The 20,358-nt window shown below is 39.7% G+C and carries 20 protein-coding genes; 14 read left to right on the forward strand and 6 right to left on the reverse strand.

Going from position 1 to position 20,358, the window contains the following annotated elements:
- Positions 1–2 precede the first annotated feature (2 nt).
- The 8 genes from lpxC (at position 3) to ABNR88_RS03445 (ending at position 7,851) form a co-directional block, all read left to right on the forward strand.
- Positions 3–914 carry a UDP-3-O-acyl-N-acetylglucosamine deacetylase gene (gene lpxC / locus ABNR88_RS03410; protein WP_291926152.1) on the forward strand — a complete coding sequence of 304 codons (912 nt, stop codon included), beginning with the start codon at positions 3–5 and terminating at the stop codon, positions 912–914.
- A 64-nt stretch (positions 915–978) separates the two neighbouring features.
- The gene (ilvB, locus tag ABNR88_RS03415; protein ID WP_291926155.1) at positions 979–2,712 is read left to right on the forward strand and encodes a biosynthetic-type acetolactate synthase large subunit; all 1,734 of its coding nucleotides are present in this window, start codon (positions 979–981) and stop codon (positions 2,710–2,712) included.
- A 2-nt stretch (positions 2,713–2,714) separates the two neighbouring features.
- Complete coding sequence (gene ilvN, locus ABNR88_RS03420; protein WP_291926158.1) at positions 2,715–3,191, forward strand: acetolactate synthase small subunit; 477 nt, start codon at positions 2,715–2,717, stop codon at positions 3,189–3,191.
- A gap of 47 nt (positions 3,192–3,238) precedes the next feature.
- Positions 3,239–4,243, forward strand: a complete 1,005-nt coding sequence (ilvC, locus tag ABNR88_RS03425; protein ID WP_291926161.1) for a ketol-acid reductoisomerase — start codon at positions 3,239–3,241, stop codon at positions 4,241–4,243.
- Between the two features lie 63 nt (positions 4,244–4,306).
- Positions 4,307–5,065, forward strand: coding sequence for a CDP-diacylglycerol--serine O-phosphatidyltransferase (pssA, locus tag ABNR88_RS03430; RefSeq protein ID WP_291926164.1), 759 nt, complete (start codon positions 4,307–4,309; stop codon positions 5,063–5,065).
- A 160-nt stretch (positions 5,066–5,225) separates the two neighbouring features.
- Entirely contained in the window at positions 5,226–6,758 is a 1,533-nt protein-coding gene (locus tag ABNR88_RS03435; protein ID WP_291926166.1) for a 2-isopropylmalate synthase, read from the forward strand.
- Entirely contained in the window at positions 6,758–7,174 is a 417-nt protein-coding gene (locus ABNR88_RS03440) for a hypothetical protein (RefSeq protein WP_291926169.1), read from the forward strand. The genes ABNR88_RS03435 and ABNR88_RS03440 overlap by 1 nt, the downstream gene beginning before the upstream one ends.
- The gene (locus tag ABNR88_RS03445; RefSeq protein WP_291926172.1) at positions 7,162–7,851 is read left to right on the forward strand and encodes an epoxyqueuosine reductase QueH; all 690 of its coding nucleotides are present in this window, start codon (positions 7,162–7,164) and stop codon (positions 7,849–7,851) included. The genes ABNR88_RS03440 and ABNR88_RS03445 overlap by 13 nt, the downstream gene beginning before the upstream one ends.
- Positions 7,852–7,854: 3 nt before the next feature.
- Here the strand turns inward: ABNR88_RS03445 and argF are convergent, their stop codons facing one another.
- From argF to ABNR88_RS03460, 3 genes are all read right to left on the reverse strand, one after another.
- The gene (argF, locus tag ABNR88_RS03450) at positions 7,855–8,751 is read right to left on the reverse strand and encodes an ornithine carbamoyltransferase (protein WP_291926174.1); all 897 of its coding nucleotides are present in this window, start codon (positions 8,749–8,751) and stop codon (positions 7,855–7,857) included.
- A 15-nt stretch (positions 8,752–8,766) separates the two neighbouring features.
- Complete coding sequence (locus ABNR88_RS03455) at positions 8,767–9,924, reverse strand: aspartate aminotransferase family protein (RefSeq protein WP_291926176.1); 1,158 nt, start codon at positions 9,922–9,924, stop codon at positions 8,767–8,769.
- Positions 9,925–9,988: 64 nt separating this feature from the next.
- Positions 9,989–10,192, reverse strand: a complete 204-nt coding sequence (locus ABNR88_RS03460; RefSeq protein WP_291926179.1) for a hypothetical protein — start codon at positions 10,190–10,192, stop codon at positions 9,989–9,991.
- Between the two features lie 162 nt (positions 10,193–10,354).
- On the opposite strand from ABNR88_RS03460, the gene raiA reads away from it, so the two are divergent.
- Genes raiA through ABNR88_RS03475 form a run of 3 tightly spaced genes read left to right on the forward strand, consistent with a single transcriptional unit; the run spans position 10,355 to position 12,961 of the window.
- Positions 10,355–10,651 carry a ribosome-associated translation inhibitor RaiA gene (raiA, locus tag ABNR88_RS03465; RefSeq protein ID WP_291926183.1) on the forward strand — a complete coding sequence of 99 codons (297 nt, stop codon included), beginning with the start codon at positions 10,355–10,357 and terminating at the stop codon, positions 10,649–10,651.
- A 50-nt stretch (positions 10,652–10,701) separates the two neighbouring features.
- Entirely contained in the window at positions 10,702–12,054 is a 1,353-nt protein-coding gene (gene mgtE / locus ABNR88_RS03470) for a magnesium transporter (protein ID WP_291926186.1), read from the forward strand.
- A gap of 25 nt (positions 12,055–12,079) precedes the next feature.
- Entirely contained in the window at positions 12,080–12,961 is an 882-nt protein-coding gene (locus ABNR88_RS03475; RefSeq protein ID WP_291926189.1) for an RluA family pseudouridine synthase, read from the forward strand.
- A 124-nt stretch (positions 12,962–13,085) separates the two neighbouring features.
- Here the strand turns inward: ABNR88_RS03475 and ABNR88_RS03480 are convergent, their stop codons facing one another.
- Positions 13,086–14,459, reverse strand: a complete 1,374-nt coding sequence (locus ABNR88_RS03480; RefSeq protein ID WP_291926192.1) for a phosphomannomutase/phosphoglucomutase — start codon at positions 14,457–14,459, stop codon at positions 13,086–13,088.
- 44 nt (positions 14,460–14,503) lie between these two features.
- Between ABNR88_RS03480 and ABNR88_RS03485 the strand changes: the two genes are divergently transcribed.
- The 3 genes from ABNR88_RS03485 to ABNR88_RS03495 are packed head-to-tail and all read left to right on the forward strand — an operon-like array spanning position 14,504 to position 17,959.
- A complete protein-coding gene (locus ABNR88_RS03485; RefSeq protein WP_291926195.1) occupies positions 14,504–14,881 on the forward strand; it encodes a SoxR reducing system RseC family protein in 378 nt (125 codons plus the stop codon).
- Positions 14,882–14,938: 57 nt separating this feature from the next.
- Positions 14,939–17,587: a pyruvate dehydrogenase (acetyl-transferring), homodimeric type gene (aceE, locus tag ABNR88_RS03490; RefSeq protein ID WP_291926198.1), complete on the forward strand. Its 2,649-nt coding sequence runs from the start codon at positions 14,939–14,941 to the stop codon at positions 17,585–17,587.
- A gap of 33 nt (positions 17,588–17,620) precedes the next feature.
- Positions 17,621–17,959: a HopJ type III effector protein gene (locus ABNR88_RS03495; RefSeq protein WP_291926201.1), complete on the forward strand. Its 339-nt coding sequence runs from the start codon at positions 17,621–17,623 to the stop codon at positions 17,957–17,959.
- 21 nt (positions 17,960–17,980) lie between these two features.
- On the opposite strand, the gene ABNR88_RS03500 is transcribed toward ABNR88_RS03495, so the two are convergent.
- Both ABNR88_RS03500 and ABNR88_RS03505 read right to left on the reverse strand, forming a co-directional pair.
- On the reverse strand, positions 17,981–18,862 hold the full coding sequence (locus tag ABNR88_RS03500; protein WP_291926203.1) for a DMT family transporter: 882 nt from the start codon (positions 18,860–18,862) through the stop codon (positions 17,981–17,983).
- A 9-nt stretch (positions 18,863–18,871) separates the two neighbouring features.
- Positions 18,872–19,957: a cupin domain-containing protein gene (locus tag ABNR88_RS03505; protein ID WP_291926206.1), complete on the reverse strand. Its 1,086-nt coding sequence runs from the start codon at positions 19,955–19,957 to the stop codon at positions 18,872–18,874.
- Between the last annotated feature and the right edge of the window lie 401 nt (positions 19,958–20,358).

Below are 20,358 nucleotides of genomic sequence, written 5' to 3' on the forward strand. Positions count from 1 at the left end.
TCATGATTAAACAAAGAACCATTAAAAAGACAGTCAAGGCTAGAGGTATTGGTATTCATAGTGGCAGTGTAGTCAACATGACATTGATCCCGGCTGAGATCGATCACGGCGTTGTATTTAGACGCATGGATGTGGGTGGAAAGTTAGTGCGAGCACACAATGCGTTTGTTAATGAGGTGGTACTATCAACAGGGCTTGAAAATCAAGGGGTAAAGGTATCTACAGTTGAGCATTTAATGAGTGCTTTTTCCGCGCTAGGTATTGATAATGTTTTGGTTGAGCTTGATTCTTTTGAGGTGCCGATTATGGATGGATCGTCGGCACCCTTTGTATTTTTGGTACAGTCAGCTGGCATTGAAGAACAAGAAGAGCATAAGCGATTTTTTGTCATCAATGAAACGGTGCGTGTTGAAAATGGTGATTCTTGGGCTCAAGTGTCCAAGCATGATGGATTTAAGGTTTCCTTAGAAATTAATTTTGACCATAAGAAAGTAAAAGAAAGCGGCCAACAATTGAGTATTGACTTTTCACAACAGTCTTATTTAAAAGAAATTTCTCGCGCTCGAACTTTTGGCTACATGAAAGACGTAGAAATGATGCAAAGGCAAAACTTAGCTTTAGGTGCGAGTATGGATAATGCGATTGCACTGAGTGATGACGATGTGCTGAATGAAGATGGTATGCGTTATCAAAATGAATTTGTTAAGCATAAAATTTTAGATATTGTTGGTGACTTGTATTTACTTGGCTCTAATTTAATTGGTCATTATGAAGGTTATAAGACAGGACACCTGCTAAATGACCAGTTGTTATCAGCCATTTTAGAGCGTCCTGATACTTGGTCAATTGAGACCTTCGAAGAAGAAAATTCGCCAATTCAATTCTATTCAGAAGATTGGCAAAATTCCTTGTAATAGTCAGTATATTCTAGCATTTCATTTGGTATAATCGACAAGTTTTTTATACCCAGCTAAAATAATGAAATTAAACGGTGCGCAAATACTTGTAAATAGCCTTAAAAAAGAAGGTGTTAGTCATATTTTTGGCTATCCAGGTGGTGCTGTCCTGCATATCTATGATGCGCTGGATGCTTGCGATGAAATCAAACATATTTTAGTTCGCCATGAGCAAGGTGCAGCACATGGTGCAGATGGCTATGCGCGAGCAAGTGGCAAGTGTGGAGTTACTTTAGTAACCAGTGGCCCTGGTATTACAAATGCAGTAACAGGCATTGCCACGGCTTACATGGATTCAATTCCAATGGTTATTATCTCTGGTCAAGTGCCATCAGCCTTAATTGGTAATGATGCTTTCCAAGAGGTTGATGCAGTTGGCATTACTCGTTCGTGTGTTAAGCATAATTTTCTGATTAAAGACATTAGTCAAATTGCTAGCACAATTAAGAAAGCGTTTCATATTGCCACAACGGGTAGACCAGGCCCTGTACTTATTGACATTCCAAAAGATATTACTATTGCTACCATTGAAGAGCAGTCTTATCCAGAAAAAGTTGAAATGCGCTCATATCAGGTAGTTGGCCGTGCAGATGCTACTCAAATTTCAACAGCAGCAACTCTTATTGCTCAGGCAAAAAAACCAATTATTTATGCAGGCGGTGGTTGTGTTATTGGCAACGCTGACCAAGAGCTTAGGGAGTTTACGCGTAATCTAGGCTTTCCAATTACTCAAACATTAATGGGTCTTGGTGCTTATCCAGCAACTGATAAACAGTCATTAGGTATGTTGGGTATGCACGGTACTTATGAGTCAAATATGGCCATGCACGGTTCTGATTGCGTTATTGCTGTGGGCGCAAGATTTGATGATCGAGTGACTGCCAATATTGATAAATTTTGTCCAACGGCAAAAATTATTCATATTGATATTGATCCAGCATCTATCTCTAAAAATGTAGCAGTAGATGCTCCAATTGTTGGCGATGTTAAATCTGTGTTGGTTGATCTTATTACAGCTATGAAAGATAGGTCAACTCAAAATATTGATTCTTGGTGGCAACAAATTGACAAGTGGCGTAGCGTTGACTCTATGGCCTATGCAAATAAGCCGGGTGTGATTAAGCCTCAGCGTGTAATCGAAGCATTATATGAAGTAACCAAGGGTCAATCGATTGTCACCTCTGATGTTGGTCAGCATCAAATGTGGGCAGCGCAATATTACCCATTTGACGAGCCTCGTCGCTGGATTAACTCTGGCGGATTGGGCACAATGGGTTTTGGATTACCTGCTGCCATGGGTGCAAAACTTGCTTGTCCTGATTTGGACGTAGCTTGTGTAACAGGTGAAGGAAGTATTCAAATGATGACACAAGAGTTGTCAACCATGTTGCAATATGCCACACCTGTTAAAATTATTAATCTAAATAATGGCTATTTAGGCATGGTGCGTCAGTGGCAAGAGTTTTTCTATGAAAAACGTTATTCAATGTCTTACATGGAAGCACTACCTGATTTTGTTAAATTAGCAGAGAGTTATGGTCACATGGGGATTAAAGTAGAGCAAGAGTCTGATCTGATACCTGCTCTGATTGAGGCGTTTAAACAAAAAGATAGAACTGTATTTTTAGATATTATTACCGATTCTTCAGAAAATGTTTTTCCAATGATTCCATCAGGCGCAGGACATAATGAAATGTTGCTTGCAGGTAGAGATGAAATGGCTAGCACGAATGATGCAGGCTTAAACTTGGTATAAGTATGAGACATATAATTTCAATACAATTAGAAAATGAAGCAGGCGCACTATCAAGAGTGGCAGGGTTGTTTTCTGCACGTGGTTTTAACATTGAATCTTTAACCGTTGCAGCTACCAATGACCCAACACTTTCAAGAATGACAATCGTTAGTGTGGGTGATGACGGAATTATTGAGCAAATTGTTAAACAAGTTTATAAATTAGTTGATGTGGTCAAGGTAACAGATTTAACCGCTACTGAGCACATTGAGCGTGAACTATTACTGGTTAAAATTAGTGTTGCTATCGATACTCAAGCAAAAGTAGATTCTCAACTTGATCATTTTGGTGCCAAGATAATTGACGTGGCAGAGGATGCGTATATTGTTGAGCTAGCTGGAAAAAGTCAAAAAATTAATGATTTTCTAAATGCATTCAATGCAGAGCAAATCATAGAGGTTTCTAGAACAGGCGTGACCGGCGTTTGTCAGAAAATATAAAGTTAAATAAATAGACGTGAATTAACGTTTTACATAGAGGAAAAAAAATGAATAGATATTACGATAAAGATGCAGACTTGAACATTATCAAGTCAATGAAAGTTGCCATTGTTGGCTATGGTTCACAAGGCCATGCACATGCAAATAACTTAAAAGATTCTGGTGTGGAAGTGGTTGTTGCCCTAAGAGATGGCTCAGCTTCAGCTGCTAAAGCAAGCGCTTCAGGGTTGAATGTTAAATCAGTTGAAGAGGCGACAGCATGGGCAGACTTAGTTATGATCCTTGCGCCAGATGAGTTCCAAGGTAGCATCTATGCTGAAAATATCGAGCCTAATCTTAAGCAAGGTGCAACGGTTGCATTTGCTCATGGTTTTAATATTCATTATGGCCAAATTACACCTCGTGCAGATTTAGACGTTATTATGGTGGCGCCAAAAGCACCAGGTCATACTGTTCGCTCAGAGTTTGTTAAAGGTGGCGGTATTCCTGATCTAATTGCAATCTCTCAAGATGCATCTGGCAATGCAAAAGCAACAGCACTTTCTTATGCTTCTGCTATTGGCGGTGGTCGTACAGGTATTTTAGAAACTTCATTTAGAGAAGAGACTGAGACAGATCTATTTGGTGAGCAAGTTGTTTTATGTGGCGGTACAACGTCATTAGTACAAGCAGGTTTTGAGACTTTAGTTGAAGCAGGTTATGAGCCGGAGATGGCTTACTTTGAGTGCCTACATGAGTTAAAGCTAATTGTTGATCTAATGTATGAAGGCGGTATTGCTAACATGCGTTACTCAATTTCAAATACAGCAGAATATGGTGATGTGACACGTGGACCACGTATTATTACTAGTGAAACTAAAGCTGAGATGAAGAAAATCTTGACAGAAATTCAAGACGGAACTTTTGCTAAAGAGTTTGTAGCAAATGTTGGCGATCTTCCGGCACGTCGTGACGTTCAACGTGAACATCAAATTGAGCAGGTAGGCGAGTCCCTACGCTCGATGATGCCATGGATTAACAAGAATAAGATTGTTGATCAAGCCAAGAACTAATCATTCTTAATAAACGCCCAACTTAGTTGGGCGTTTTCATTTCTAAGGCGTTATAATTAAATCATGAAAACTAATAAAGCGAGGAGAGGTGTTTACCTCTTACCAAATATCTTAACCACCTTTGGGTTATTTTCTGGATTCTTTGCAATTATCTTGGCAACTAAAGGTCAGTACTCGGAGGCAGCTATCGCTATCTTTGTTGCCATGTTGTGGGATGGTCTAGATGGTCGGGTGGCTCGACTGACCAATACACAAAGTGAGTTTGGTGAGCAGTATGACTCCATGGCGGACATGGTGTCATTTGGTGTGGCACCTGCACTACTTATGTATTTTTACTTGTTCGAAGGTTTGGGCAAGGTTGGCTGGATTGGCGCCTTTGTTTATGTGGCGGCCGGTTCATTGCGCTTGGCACGTTTTAATACGCAAATCGGTGTTCAAGATAAGCGCTATTTTCAAGGTCTGCCTTCTCCAGCCGCAGCTGCACTTATTGCAGGCTTGGTTTGGACTAAAGAAATGATGGGTCCTAGTGCTTATGATGAGCAATATTTAGTTGCCGGTGCTTGGATTATTTTAGTGTCTGCTGGCATCTTAATGGTGAGTAATATTCGTTACTATAGCTTTAAAGAAATCAATCTTAAGGGTAGGTCTTCTTTCAAATTACTCTTGCTAGCAACCTTGATTATGATTGTCGTCTCGTTGTGGCCAAGTGCTATTTTATTTATATTTTTCTTTGTTTATGCGGTGTCTGGACTGGTATTAACAACGATTGAAGTAAGGAATAAACGCGCCTTGAAAAAACAAGCTAAGAAAGGCTCAAAATAATTTATAATTGGAATTATGAATTATTTGACATATTTTTCTTTTCAAGGCTACTTCGTAGACTTACATCGATTACTGCCGTAGGGCAGATATTAACTCGTACGGCTTTTTAGCTAAACAATAAACAATAGAATTAGAAAAAACATGAAAAAAGGAGACTTAAATGTCTGATAAATTAATTATTTTTGATACAACTTTGCGTGATGGAGAGCAGTCACCTGGTGCATCAATGACCAAAGATGAAAAAGTTCGCATTGCTAAGGTGTTAGAAAAAATGCGTGTTGATGTTATTGAAGCGGGTTTTGCCATTGCATCTCCTGGTGATTTTGAAGCAGTTCAAGCGGTTGCCAATACGGTTAAAGATTCTACTATTTGTTCATTGGCTAGAGCGCTGGACAAGGATATTGACCGTGCTGGAGAGGCGCTTAAAGGTGCCAATTCTGCACGTATTCATACGTTTATTGCCACCAGTGATATTCATATGAAAATGAAATTGCAAATGACACCTGATCAAGTAGTTGAGCAGGCTGTTAGAGCAGTTAAGCGTGCTAGAAAATACACAGATAATGTTGAATTTTCTCCAGAAGATGCGGGGCGTTCCGATGAAGATTTCTTATGTCGTGTAATTGAGGCAACTATTGCTGCGGGTGCTACAACAATTAACATTCCAGATACGGTGGGTTATAACTTACCCCATCAATTTGGTAATACGATTAAATCGTTAATTGAGCGTGTACCAAACTCAGATCAAGCTATTTTTTCAGCGCATTGTCACAACGACTTAGGTTTGGCTGTTGCTAATTCTCTATCAGCGGTGCTTAATGGTGCTAGACAAGTAGAATGCACAATTAATGGCCTGGGTGAGCGTGCTGGTAATACAGCTTTAGAGGAAGTGGTTATGGCGGTTCGCACTCGTCAAGATGAATTTTCATGTGACAGTAATATTGATACTACACACATACTTTCTGCATCGCGTCTGGTTTCTTCTGTGACTGGTTTTATTGTACAACCCAACAAAGCTATTGTTGGTGCGAATGCTTTTGCTCATGAAGCAGGCATTCATCAAGATGGCGTACTTAAGCATCGTGAAACCTATGAAATCATGCGAGCTGAAGACGTGGGTTGGAATGCCAATCAATTGGTATTGGGCAAGCACTCAGGGCGTAACGCCTTTAAAGCCAGGTTGATTGAGCTTGGTGTTGAATTTGATTCAGAAGAAAGTTTAAATGACGCCTTTAGACGCTTTAAAGAGTTGGCTGATAAAAAGCACGAAATTTTTGATGAAGATCTTCAGGCGCTTGTATCTGAAACTCAGGTGGTTGAAAGCGAGCATATAAAATTAATCTCTCTAAAAGTAACTTGTGAGACTGGTGAAAAAAATCAAGCAACGGTCGTCCTTTCAATCGATGGCAGTGAAAAAAGCATGACAGCCGAAACCTCAGGTTCTGTTGATGCAACTTTTAGCGCCATTAATAAACTATTGGATATGCAAGTTAACCTACAGTTGTATTCTGTATCTAATGTAACTCAAGGTACCGATTCATTAGGCGAGGTGAATGTACGCCTAGAGCATAATGGCAAAATTATCAATGGCCAGGGTGCTGATACAGATATTGTTATTGCTAGTGCCAAAGCTTATCTTCATGCACTTAATAAAGTGCTGGCCGATACGGATAGGGCTCACCCTCAAATCTAGTGACCATACCTAGGGCACGCTATCTTGATACGTTGGGCATACCTGGGTATTTATACGCGTCTAAAAATTTAGGCAATCCAAGTGCTCAGCTAATTCAAACTCAGTGCTTGGTGATTGAGACAGAATGTGTTGAATCAATTTGTGAGCCTGGGGTGGTGCAAGATTTTTTATATAAAATGCTGTCGGCAGTGGGACTGGATAAGCAAGATGTTGTGTGCATTCAATCGCCTATTGATAAAATATCACAAGAAATTTGCAAATATAATGCCCAAGCTGTTTTGGTCATGGATGATCAAGTTTCTCCCATTAAAGACAAGATGTTTATCATTCAACACCCTGGTCATATTTTAAAAAACGACCAACTTAAGCGCGAGGCTTGGGAAGTGTTAAAGCAAGTAAAAGCATGTCTAAAATAGATTACAGTCTAAATGGGTATGAGCGTCCAACCCTAAAAACACCCAATGGTGAAAAGAAACTGTTAATGCATTCGTGCTGCGCTCCTTGCGCAGGTGAAGTGATGGAGGCATTAGCTGCCTCACATATTGATACTACTATCTTTTTTTACAATCCTAACATTCACCCAAAAGAAGAGTATGAATTGCGCAAAGAAGAGAATATTCGTTTTGCTCAAAAATTAGGTATGCCATTTGTTGATGCTGATTATGATAAAGATAATTGGTTTGATCGCATCAAGGGGCAAGAAGACGAACCGGAACGTGGTGCGCGCTGTACAACTTGCTTTGACATGAGGTTTGAGGTTACTGCTCAGTATGCTAAGGAAAATGGGTTTGATTTAATCTCCTCAACACTAGGAATTTCGCGTTGGAAGGATATGAAACAAATCAATGGCTGCGGTGCTCGTGCAACTAGCACATATCAAGAGGTTTCTTATTGGGACTTTAATTGGCGCAAGCAGGGCGGATCCTCTAGAATGTTGGAACTGTCAAAGCGCGAAGAGTTCTATCAGCAAGAATATTGTGGTTGTGTGTACTCTTTGAGAGATACTAATCGCTGGCGGGAATCTCGCGGTAGAGACAAAATTGAACGCGGCGTTAAATTTTACCAAGAGGCGATGAAAGGCCTTGATAAATAACGTCTAATCCAGTAAGTATAATAACAAAGATTTTTGCGCATGTAGGCGATTTTCAGCCTCATCCCAAACCAAGCTTTGCTCACCATCAATCACCTCAGCAGCAACCTCTTCTCCACGATGAGCTGGTAGGCAGTGCATAAAGCTAGCATTAGCATTGGCGCTTTGCATTAAGGCTTGATCGACTTGGAATTCCTTAAATGCCAGCTCACGTTTAGTTTGCTCTGCCTCTTGACCCATGGATGCCCAAACATCAGTCACCACTAAGTCAGCATTATTACAGGCTTGATCGGCATCATTGAACAGCGAGATATGATCAGCGTAGTTGTCAATAAATGTTTGATCAGGCTCATAGCCTTTAGGTGTGGCAATGTTAAGCTTAAATCCAAATGCTTTAGCCGCTTGTATGTAAGTATGGCACATGTTGTTGCCATCGCCAATCCAGGCAACAGTCTTACCTTGGATTGAGCCATTATGCTCTTTATAGGTCATCATATCGGCTAAAAGCTGACAAGGGTGGGACTCATCACTCAGTGCGTTGATGATTGGTACAGAACCATTCTCTGCAAAGGTATTAATATCTTTATGAGAAGATACTCTCATCATAATAATATCCACCATAGAGCTGATAACAATTGCACTATCTTTAATCGGCTCACCGCGCCCCAGTTGAATATCACGGTCTGATAAAAATAAAGCATGACCCCCTAATTGAGTCATGCCCGCTTCAAAAGAAACTCGAGTTCGCGTTGAAGATTTATCAAAAATCATTGCCAAGGTTTTATTTTTTAGTGTTTGATTAATTTCCCCAGATTTATGCTGCTTTTTTAGGGCGATAGCGTTATCGATAATGCTATTTAAATCCTCAGTGGGTAAATCATCCAAATTAATAAAATGCTTCATTTTTATTCTCCTGCGCTAAAGTGCGCTGACTAATTCACAAATGATATTGATCATTTCATCCGCTTGATCTTTGTTAATAATGAGTGGCGGCAGTAAGCGAATAGATTGGCCGGTAATATTAATTAATAGTTTTTTATCCAAGGCTTGTTGCAATAGTTGCGAGCAATCCTTTGTGAGTTCGATGGCGATCATCAAACCTTTTGAGCGAATCTCTAGTACGTGATCAACAGATTTTAATTTATCTGCAAAGCTAGCAACGATGTACTCGCCCATGTGTGTGGCATTGTTCAAAATGTTATCTTGTTTGATAATATCTAAAACCGTTAAAGCCACGCGACAGACTAGTGGATTGCCGCCAAAAGTAGATCCGTGAGTGCCTGGTGTTAACAGCTTGGCTGCTTTGCCTTTAGCCAAGCAAGCGCCAATTGGAACGCCGTTACCCAGGCCTTTGGCTAAGGTTAATACATCGGGTGTAATATGATTGTATTGATGTGCAAACATTTTTCCGGTTCGGCCAATGCCCGTTTGCACTTCATCTAAAATTAAAAGCCAATTATTTTTTTGGCAAATTTCTTGAACTTGATTTAGGTAGTTAGCATCAGGCACAATAACACCACTTTCACCCTGGATAGGCTCCAACATAACAGCGGTAATTTTAGAATTGTTTTGATGCGCTTGAATGGCGTTAATATCATTAAACTCAACGTGAATAAATTCACTAACCAAAGGTGCAAACCCAGCCTGAACTTTTGGATTTCCAGTAGCTGACAGGGTGGCCATAGTACGGCCATGAAAACTTTGTTTAGCTGTCAAGATGACAGGCTTATCAATCTGGTTAGCATGGGCATGCAGTCTGGCAATTTTAATCGCCGCTTCATTGGCCTCAGCACCTGAGTTGCCAAAAAAAACACCATCCATATTAGCAAGTTTGCACAACTCTTCTGCAAGTGTTTCTTGGTGTTGTATATGGTACCAATTGCTAGTATGTAGGAGTTGCTGTGATTGTGATTGAATTGCTTTGGAAATTTCTGGATGAGCGTGTCCAAGTCCAGTGACACCAACACCACAAAGTGCATCTAAGTAAGTCTCACCTTTGTCATCCGTTAAATGACAGCCACTACCTTTGATAAAGGTAACCGCTAGAGGTGTGTAATTAGACATTAAATATGACATTAGAGCTTTTCCTTTAAAAGCAAAAAAGCCCCGTTAGGGGCTTTTGTACCAATCAGAGTTTAAATTATGATTGGTAAGTAATTGCTGGAGCCATTTCGTTATCAACTTCTGCTAGATCTTTTTTGTAGTTCTCGTAGAAAGAACCTGCTGGCGGGCTAATCCACTCTTCGTATGAAAAGCCATTTTCAGCAGTGTGAAGTTTAAAAGTTTCTTGTAGAGCGATTTTCTTTGCGCTTAATTCGTTAGATCTTTGATCAGTTGCATCCATGTCTATCTCCTGAATATTTAAATGTATAAAAGCTTATATTATATACGCAAAAGTAATTTTGTGAGCCTTTTTATTTGTCTAAAAAACTGATAAATACACCAACCTTGTCAGGAAAGTTGTGCCACAATATAAGTGCATTTTATAACTAATAAAGGAGCGTACATGCAATTAAATATTTCTGGCCACCATCTTGACATTACGGATGCGATCAAGCAACATTCTGAGGAAAAACTCGCTAAAATTAAACATCATTTTGATCATGTGATTAATATTAATATGATTTTAGAAATTGAAAAAGACACTCAAAAAGCAGAAGCCACTCTTCATGTGAGCGGTGCAGATTTATTTGCAAAGGCAGAGAGCGATGATATGTATGTTTCTATTGACCGAATGGTCAATAAGCTAGATGTTCAAATTAGAAAGCACAAAGAAAAACTTAACGATCATAGGAAAAATTAGCAGACCTAGGGTTTAGTTTTTAAGTTTAATCAACAAGGAAAATAAAGTTAATGTCAGAAGTTGAAAATACTTCTTTCGAAGAGTGCCTCCAAAGATTAATGACATCTTTGGAGGCCTCTTTGTATGAAGAAGCTAGCGCTCAACTGTCCGATTTGCACTCGGCTGAAATTGCTCGCCTATTGGAAAGTGTACCACCTAAGGACAGGGTTAAACTTTGGTTAAATATTGATAGCGCCACTCAAGGTGATATTCTAAAAGACTTAAGCGAAGATGTTTTGTCTCAACTACTTAACGAAATGAGTGTTGATGGCATTGTTAAAGCGACAGAAGGTTTGGACATGGATGACTTGGCAGATATTGTGCCAGAGTTGCCAGAATCTGCTTTACATAATTTACTACTAACCTTGGATCACAAGCATCGAGACCATCTTAAACAGGTGCTATCCTACCCAGAAGATTCAGCGGGTGGACTGATGAATATCGACATCATTACCGTGCGTGATGATGTCAATGTGCGCACAGTGATTAGATACTTGCGCCTATTAAAAGAAATGCCAATTGATACCGATCAGGTGTTTGTGGTGGATAGAACCTATAAATACATTGGCTCTATCCATATTTCTACTTTGCTAACGAATGAAGCTGAGCAAAGCATTAAGCCTTTAATTAATAAAGATCTTAAACCAATTTTAGCCACTACGTCTGAGAGTGATGTGGCCAGTTTATTTGAACAAAGAGATTTGATTTCAGCGCCAGTAGTTGATGATAATAATCAGCTAATTGGGCGTATTACTATTGATGACGTGGTTGATGTTATTAGAGATGAAGCAGAGCACTCGGTAATGTCAATGGCAGGACTTGACGAGGAAGATGACGTCTTTGCACCGGTGATTGAAAGTACGAAAAGTCGTAGTATTTGGCTAGGGGTTAACTTAATCACGGTATTTGTTGCAGTGTTTTTTATAGGATTATTTGAGGCCACCCTGCAAGAGAAGATTGCTCTAGCTGTTTTAATGCCGGTAGTAGCCTCTATGGGTGGCATTGCTGGCACACAAACCTTAATCTTAGTAACTCGTGGTATTGCCACCGGTAGGGTAACAACCTCAAACCTTAAGGTATTAATGAGTAAAGAGGTAGCCATTGGTTTTTTAAATGGCATTCTGTGGTCGGTGGTGATTGGCTTAGCAACTTACGTATGGTTTGCGGACTTAACACTCAGTTTGGTGATTGCGTCAGCCATAGTTGTTAATTTAATTTTTGCTGCTTTTTCAGGCGCCTTCCTACCATCTTTACTTATTAAGTTTAAAATTGACCCGGCACTTGCAGGCGGCGTAATTTTAACTACCATTACTGATGTGATTGGCTTTGTTGCGTTTTTAGGCTTGGCTTCGCTAGTCATATAAGGTTTTAATCTAATTAAGCTACATCATGCCCTTTGTACTAAAAAAATATAAGGCCATTCAAGGTAAAAAAATTCAACATTTTTTACTTGATGAAGCTGGCTTATCTGCCTCTAAGTCGCAAAAACTTTTGTCTAAAAAAAGAGTGTTTGACGATGAGCAAAACCCCTTGGATAATGGCCAGGTAATTACTGGTGAATATATCCAGGTGGCCGTTTTTGAAGGTCATACAAGAGGATTGAAGCCCATCTTTGAGGTTGAGGATTTTGCTGTTTTTGACAAACCCTCAGGCATTATGGTACATCCAACGCGAAAAGAGACGCCATATTGCTTGTTAGATGAGGTTAGGTATCACTTTGGAGAGGAGGCAAGTTTGGCACATCGTATTGATGCGCAGACTTCTGGCTTGGTACTGGTGGCTAAAAATAAGCAATCCAGCACCGTACTAAAAACTATGTTCGAGCATAGAGAATATAACAAGCAATATTTAGCGCTGGTGAGCGGACAAATAAAATCCAATATAACAATCGACAAGCCAATTGCAAAGGCGCAGAGTGTCATTAGAATGAAAATGACCTGCGAAATACCTACCGGGAAACGCTCAAAAACCCATATAGAGCCTTTAGAGTTTAACAGAGAGAATAATACAACTTTGGTTAAAGCTATGCCTGTTACCGGCCGTCAGCATCAAATAAGAGTGCACCTAGAATCAATTGGTCATCCGATTTTGGGCGATCCAATCTACGGTGTTAGTGAAAAAATAGCTAATGATTATCTATGTAAAAATTTATCTGTAGAAGGCAGACTTAAGTTAACAGGTGCAGAAAGACTTATGCTGCACGCTAATAATTTATCGTTTTACTATAAAGACAAAGAATATGATATTAGCTCAAAATTTAGAAAATTTTAAGAATAAGCTAAAATTTTCTAAATTTACGAATAAAAAATCCATAAATTAACGGTAAATAGAGAAAAATGTCATTTTTTAAGCTGTAAATTGATTGTTTTTATAAAAATTTCGGAAATAATGCAAATCAGAAGTCTTTAGTGGAAATATCGTTAGCCTTTAGCCAAATTCTGAATTTTTCTTGAATTTCTTTCAGTGTTTTTTCGTTATCCGCTTCAAAACGTAATACTAGGCAAGGGGTGGTGTTTGATGGGCGAACCAAGCCCCAGCCATTTGGATAATCAGCACGAACACCATCAATAGTAGTAATTTGTGCACCTTCAAAACTTACATTTTCAGCCAGTTTATCCATGGCTTTAAATTGATCACCTTGCTCGTCAAAATGAATGTTAATCTCAGGCGTGTTAATACTATCGGGCAAATCGGCAAAAACTTCGGCGCAGGTTTTATCTGTTTTTGAGAGTATTTCCAGTAGGCGTGCACCGGTATAAAGTGCATCATCAAAACCGTACCAGCGTTCTTTAAAGAAAATATGGCCGCTCATTTCACCACCTAAAGCTGCGCCAGTTTCTTTGAGTTTGGCCTTAATGAAGCTATGCCCTGTACGCGACATAATTGGCTCACCACCGTGCTCGGAAATGTCTTTTGGAAGTAGAGAGGAGCACTTAACATCAAACACGATTTTGGCACCTGGATTGCGTTCAAGAATGTCTCTTGAATAGAGAATCATTTGTCGGTCTGCCCAAATAACATTACCTTTGTTGTCAATAAGCCCAAGTCGGTCGCCATCACCATCAAAGGCAAAGCCCATGTCTGCTCCAGTATCAATCACTTCTTTAATAATATCTTCTAGATTGTGCAGCTTAGAAGGATCGGGGTGATGATTGGGAAAGTTGCCATCAATTAGGCAAAATAATTTAGTCACCTTAGCGCCCAGTGCTTCAAATAATTTCGGCGCGATATTGCCCGCAACACCGTTGCCACAATCCACCACAATGTTGAGAGGTTTGTCGAGCTTGATGTCGGACTTAACTCGATCAATATAGTCTTGTTCAATGTCAACCTTGGTTGAGGTGCCGTGACCTGATTTAAAGTCCTGATTTTGAATGCGTTGGTAAAGTTCTTGGATACGATCACCTGATAGAGTTTCGCCAGCGATCATGATTTTAAAGCCGTTGTACTCAGGTGGGTTGTGCGAGCCGGTGATCATAACGCCACTGCTTGCAGCTTTTGTGTAAGTAGAAAAATACACCAGTGGAGTTGGTACCATACCAATATCGACCACATGACAGCCGCTTTCCTTCAAGCCAGATTTTAAAGATTCCATTAAATCAGGCCCACTTAATCGCCCATCTCGACCAACCACTACACCACGCTCACCTTGGGCGATGGATTCACTGCCGATAGCCATTCCGATCAGCTTAACAGCTTCAGGAGTTAGGTCTTTTTCAACAATACCACGAATATCGTAGGCTTTAAAGATTGATGGTGAGATGCTCATAAGTTGCTAAAATAGTGGTCAATAAGTAGTCTATTTTAAGCGTAATGAAAGAAAAATTTGAAGTAATCGAAATCGAAAGTGATACCATGGTGTTAAAAGTGAATCGCTCTGGCGGTTGTCATAGTTGTTCTGCTAATAGTGGATGCGGAACTGGCATACTTGCAAGTGCTTTTGGTCATGCAACAACGTTTAATAAGCCGTTAAAACCTGGCGTTGTTGTTGGAGATTTTGTCACTATGCAAATTTCTTCAAAAGAATTATTCTACAGAGCATTTCAATTATATATATTGCCGTTATTGGCGCTTTTTGCTGGCGCTTTAATTGCTATTGAGCTTTTTCCAGGCAATGAGTTGTGGCAAATTGGCTTTGGATTTACAGGCTTTATGGGTGCAATGTTGTTTACAAAGTATTTTCTAAAGTAAAGTTTCAAGGACATGTAATTTTGGGATAATTAATCTATTTTATAAAAATATCACATTATGAATAATCAAGACGTAGATCCAGCTGAAACCCTGGAATGGTTAGAGGCTTTTAGATCTGTTGCTCGCTTTGAAGGCGAAGACCGAGCTAAATTTATCCTTAATCAGCTAACTGATATGGCGCACCATGAAGGTATGGAATTGCCAACAGGTGTTAATACAGCGTACTTAAATAGTATCACCAAGGACAGAGAGATTGCTACTGATATTGAAGTTGATATTGAAGCAAGAATTTCAGCCATGGTTAGGTGGAACGCAATGGTAATGGTAGTTAAAGCTAACCAACTGCCATATGAGTTAGGCGGACATATTGCCTCATTTGCTTCATCAGCTACTTTATACGAAGTGGGTTTTAACCATTTTTATCGCGGACCTGACGCAGATCAAGGTGCAGATTTGATTTTTTTCCAAGGCCATATTTCTCCAGGTATTTATTCACGTGCTTTTTTAGAAGGTCGTATTACTGAGGAGCAAATGTTAAAGTTTCGTCAAGAATCCGGTGAGGGTGGTTTGAGTTCTTATCCACACCCATGGTTAATGCCAGATTTTTGGCAATTTCCAACAGTATCTATGGGTCTAGGGCCAATTATGGCCATTTATCAAGCGCGCTTTATGAAGTATCTTCATCACCGTGAAATTAAGCAAACAGACAAACGCACTGTTTGGGCTTACTTGGGTGATGGTGAAACTGACGAGCCAGAATCACTCGGTGCCATTTCCATGGCAGGGCGTGAAAAATTAGACAACCTTATTTTTGTTGTTAACTGTAATCTTCAACGCCTTGATGGACCTGTTCGTGGCAATGGAAAAATTATTCAAGAGCTAGAAGGTATGTTCCGTGGTGCAGGCTGGAATGTAATTAAAGTAGTTTGGGGCGGAAAGTGGGATGAGCTATTTGCCAAAGATACCAACGGCTTACTTAAAAAACGTATGGAAGAAGTGGTTGATGGTGAATACCAGGCTTACAAGGCAAAAGATGGTGCTTATGTGCGCGAACATTTCTTTGGAAAATACCCTGAGTTGCTCGCTATGGTTGAACACATGACTGATGATGAGATTTATCGTCTTGATCGTGGTGGACATGATCCATATAAAGTATTCCAAGCTTATCATGCAGCTAAAGCTTGTAGTGACAAGCCAACCGTTATCCTGGCTAAAACCGTTAAAGGTTACGGCATGGGTGAAGCAGGTGAAGGGCAAAACACCACACACTCACAGAAAAAATTGGGCCTTAAACAGGTTGAGCGTTTTGCAAAACGCTTCAATGTTCCGGTAACTGAGAGTGATGTTAAGGAGTTAAATTTCTACAAGCCAGCAGATGACAGTGCAGAGATGCAATACATGAAGCAAAAACGTCAGAAATTGGGCGGTTCTTTACCAGTGAGATCTTTTAATTTAGAGACAATCAAAGCGCCAGAGTTAAGTGTGTTTGATGCACTACTTAAGTCTAGTGGTGATCGTGAGATGTCAACCACAATGGCACTTAATCGCATCATGACCTTATTGGTTCGTGATAAGCAATTAGGCCCTAAGATTGTACCTATTGTTCCAGATGAAGCGCGTACGTTTGGTATGGAAGGTTTATTTAGACAGTTGGGTATCTATTCAGCTTCGGGTCAGCTTTATCAGCCAGAAGACTCTGATAAAGTCATGTGGTATAAGGAAGATAAAAAAGGCCAAGTATTGCAAGAAGGCATTAATGAAGCAGGCGCAATTTCTGATTGGATTGCTGCTGCTACTTCATACGCAACGCATGACATTACCATGATCCCGTTCTATATCTATTACTCCAAGTTTGGCTTCCAACGAGTGGGTGATTTGGCTTGGGCAGCGGGTGATATGCAAGCTAAAGGCTTCTTAGTGGGTGGTACAGCAGGACGAACTACACTTAATGGTGAAGGTTTACAACATCAAGATGGTGATTCTCACTTGGTAGCAAATACCATTCCAAATTGTGTGTCGTATGATCCAGCATATGCGTTTGAGTTGGCTGTGATTGTGCGTAGTGGTTTAGAAAGAATGTATGAGAAAAATGAAAATATCTTCTATTACATTACAACAATGAACGAACTTTACACGCATCCTGAAATGCCAGAAAATGCTGAACAAGGTATTATCAAAGGTATGTACGCACTTAAAACTGTGGGCACAGGTGATAAGCAGGTTCAATTAATGGGTTCGGGAACGATTCTTCGAGAAGTGGAAGTTGCTGCTCAAATGTTGGCAGATGACTGGGATGTGAAATCAGATGTTTGGTCAGTAACTAGTTTTAATGAACTTACGCGCGAGGCTCAAGCCATTGACCGTGTCAATCGATTTACAACAGATGCACCAAAAGTACCTTACATTACTCAATGTTTAGAAAATGCTAAAGGCCCAGTTATTGTAGCCACTGATTACATGAGAAATCATGCTGAGCAGGTACGAAAATATGTGCCAAGTCGTTATGAAGTTCTAGGTACAGATGGATTTGGCCGCTCTGATTCACGTGCTGCACTTAGGAGCTTTTTCGAGGTTGATGCCAGTTATGTTGTGCTTGCCTCTTTAAAGGCTTTGGTTGACGAAGGTGAAATGGATGCGTCAGTTGTTGCACAAGCTGTTGAAAAATACGGTATAAATATCAACAAGCCAAACCCAATGGTTGTGTAATTAACAAAGACTGATAAAACAAGGAGAATAGGTGTGACCCAAGAAGAGTATATAGAAGAGTTAAGATCAGGCGCAAAAATGCGATTTGAGGACTTGATTGAGCTAATTGAAGATGACTATGATTACACACCAGCAAGCTTTAGTAACGGCGAAGTTGAAAATTCTATTGACGAAAACCAGGGAAGTGCCAAGTTGTTTTGTTTTGCCGCAGTCCATCAGTTAACTCAGCTAGAAACACTACATTGTTTTGGGCAATATTATCAAGATGTGTTAAATACACCCGAGGGTGATTCCCATGCAAATATTCGAAATTTTATGACTTATGGTTGGGAGGGGTTGAAGTTTGACTCACCCGTTTTAAGTCGTAAATAAGATCTTGTTTAAATACCGCCTTTATAGGCGGTATTTTTTTAAGATTTTTTCGCCATATTCATAGAGGGATAGGCCTAATAGCACCAAACTAATGCCACCGATCTGAGAACTAGTTAATTGTTCATTATTAAATGCAGAGCCTAATAGTAGGGCGAATATGGGCGTTATTAAAGGCACAATACCAACCACACGAACATTGGCGTGCTTGATCAAATAGTAATAAGACATAAAGCCAATCACTGAGCCGAAAAAAGCCAGATATCCAATTGATAACGCCGCTTTTAAACTGGTGTTGGGAATTTCTCCGCCTAGTATTAACCAGCTAATAATAAAAAGGGGTACGCTCACGATTAGTGCACCTGTGGTTGTTTCTAATGCAGAGACATGCGCATTAATTTTTTTGAGTTTAACAGAGATAAATGCCTGAAATATCATGGCCAAGGTAACACTGGCCAAACCTGTTAGTAGAGTTTCAGCAAATACAAATGAGTGGTTAAAAATCATAAAAAGCCCAGACAGTCCAAGCAAAAGCCCAGTCATCTTGCTTAGCGAGAAAAATTCTTCTTTAAGTAAAATAAGGGCAAACACGCCAGTAATAATGGGCGTTAGTCCGAAAACAACAGATATTAGTCCTGATGGAATGCTTAGAGCTGAGTAATAAACTAAACTCATGGTGATATAGATGCCTACGCCAGCATACAGATAATTTGTTAAGGCTTGTTTGTGTCGTGAGAGTTTCTGTTGTTTGAATAAGAGTATCAAGATGCAAAGCATCAAGCCGATGAACATTCTACTGGCCACACTAAAGCTGAAACTTGAGCCAAGGGTTGACCACTGTATGGCAAGTGGTGTGGTTGACCAAATGGCAACGACAGATAAGAACACCCAGTAGACTAATTTCATGAGGTTTGATTAAATCTCATATAAAACATTTAAATCAAACAACTGTTGTGTCAAAACTGGAGAGCTGCTAGCGTCTAGCATTCTGCGGTTGCAAAAATCAGTTAAGTCCACTGAATCCAATCCTTGGGTATCGATTAGCGAACCATTGAGAAATACCAAGATCTTTTCATCTTGCTTTAAATAAGCAATTTTACAAGCTGGGTGAAGCTGGTAAGTGGGCCCAAATTTAAATTTTAGATCTTGTTGGTTGTATTCAAATTCTTGCAAAATTTGCACAGCCGACGAGTCAAGATTAGTCACAAACTTGGCAAAATCAGTATCACTAATGGTAGACAGCTTGTTAGCCATTTGTATAGCGGTGTTAGGAATTAGAGCCGGTTCTTTATTAACACTCCAGGCTGGGTCTTGGTAGTACACATCATCTGTGTTATGTGACGTTTTGGCAAACATCTCTTGAGTATTGTAAGACCGATAGCCAAAGGAAAGGGTGGTGCAATCATCACTCGTACTCACGCCGTGGTGCGCTACTTTCGGCGGTATATACAAAATATCGCCCGGCTCAACTTCGAAGGATTGCTCAGGTGTAAATTTATCCATAATCCTGAGCGGAACCCCTTTGAGATAATTATCAAGATTGCAAAATTGAGTGCTTAACTCCCAACGACGATTGCCACTGCCTTGGAGTAAAAATACATCGTAATAATCAAAATGAGGGCCGACACTACCTCCTGTGGCTGCATAAGAAATCATCACGTCATCAAAGCGCCAGCGAGGGATAAAATCAAACTGCTTAACCAAATCGTATATCTCATCAATGTAGCGATCAACCCCTTGAACAAGAAGTGTCCAATCCTTTTCTGTTAGTGTTTCAAAGGTAGAGTTTGAAAATGGCCCTGAAGATAAGGACCATTGCTGAGTTTGAATCGATCCAGTAATTAGTCTAGATTCAAATTCTTCTTCTAGTGATAGGCCAGCCAACTCCTCGGGCGATATGGGCGAGATAAAACCAGGCAAGGCCTGTTTAATGAGCAATGGCTTCTTCTGCCAATAATCAGCTAAGAACTCTTGCTCGGATATTTTTCCAAAATGTATCATCGGGTTTGTATGTATTAGTTTATGTGAGAAATTATAGTGATAAGTGAATCTGTTCATGCAGATAATCTTAAACAAAGGTATTTTAAAATGATTAATTTAAGCTATAAATTTAACCTTACTTACTGTTATTAGTTAGCTTAAAAGGCCTGCATTAATCACCATAGGTATAAGAATGGCCATATTCTAAAATATAAAATAACTACTTAAACAAAGAAAAAGTGCTAAAAATTTGCTTTATGCTCGTATAGTGAAAGAGTGGAAAACGCCTGCAACATTTTATTAGTAAAATGAGCTAAACTGATACCTAATGTTTTAAAAATAGAAAAAGTCAATGAGTGTTGTTGTTAGCACTCTTTTTGCTAGTAAGTGTTCACCATAATTTTAATATAGAGAGGAATAAT

Origin of the sequence: uncultured Candidatus Thioglobus sp., assembly GCF_963981275.1 — a bacterium.
Lineage (GTDB): Bacteria > Pseudomonadota > Gammaproteobacteria > PS1 > Pseudothioglobaceae > Thioglobus_A.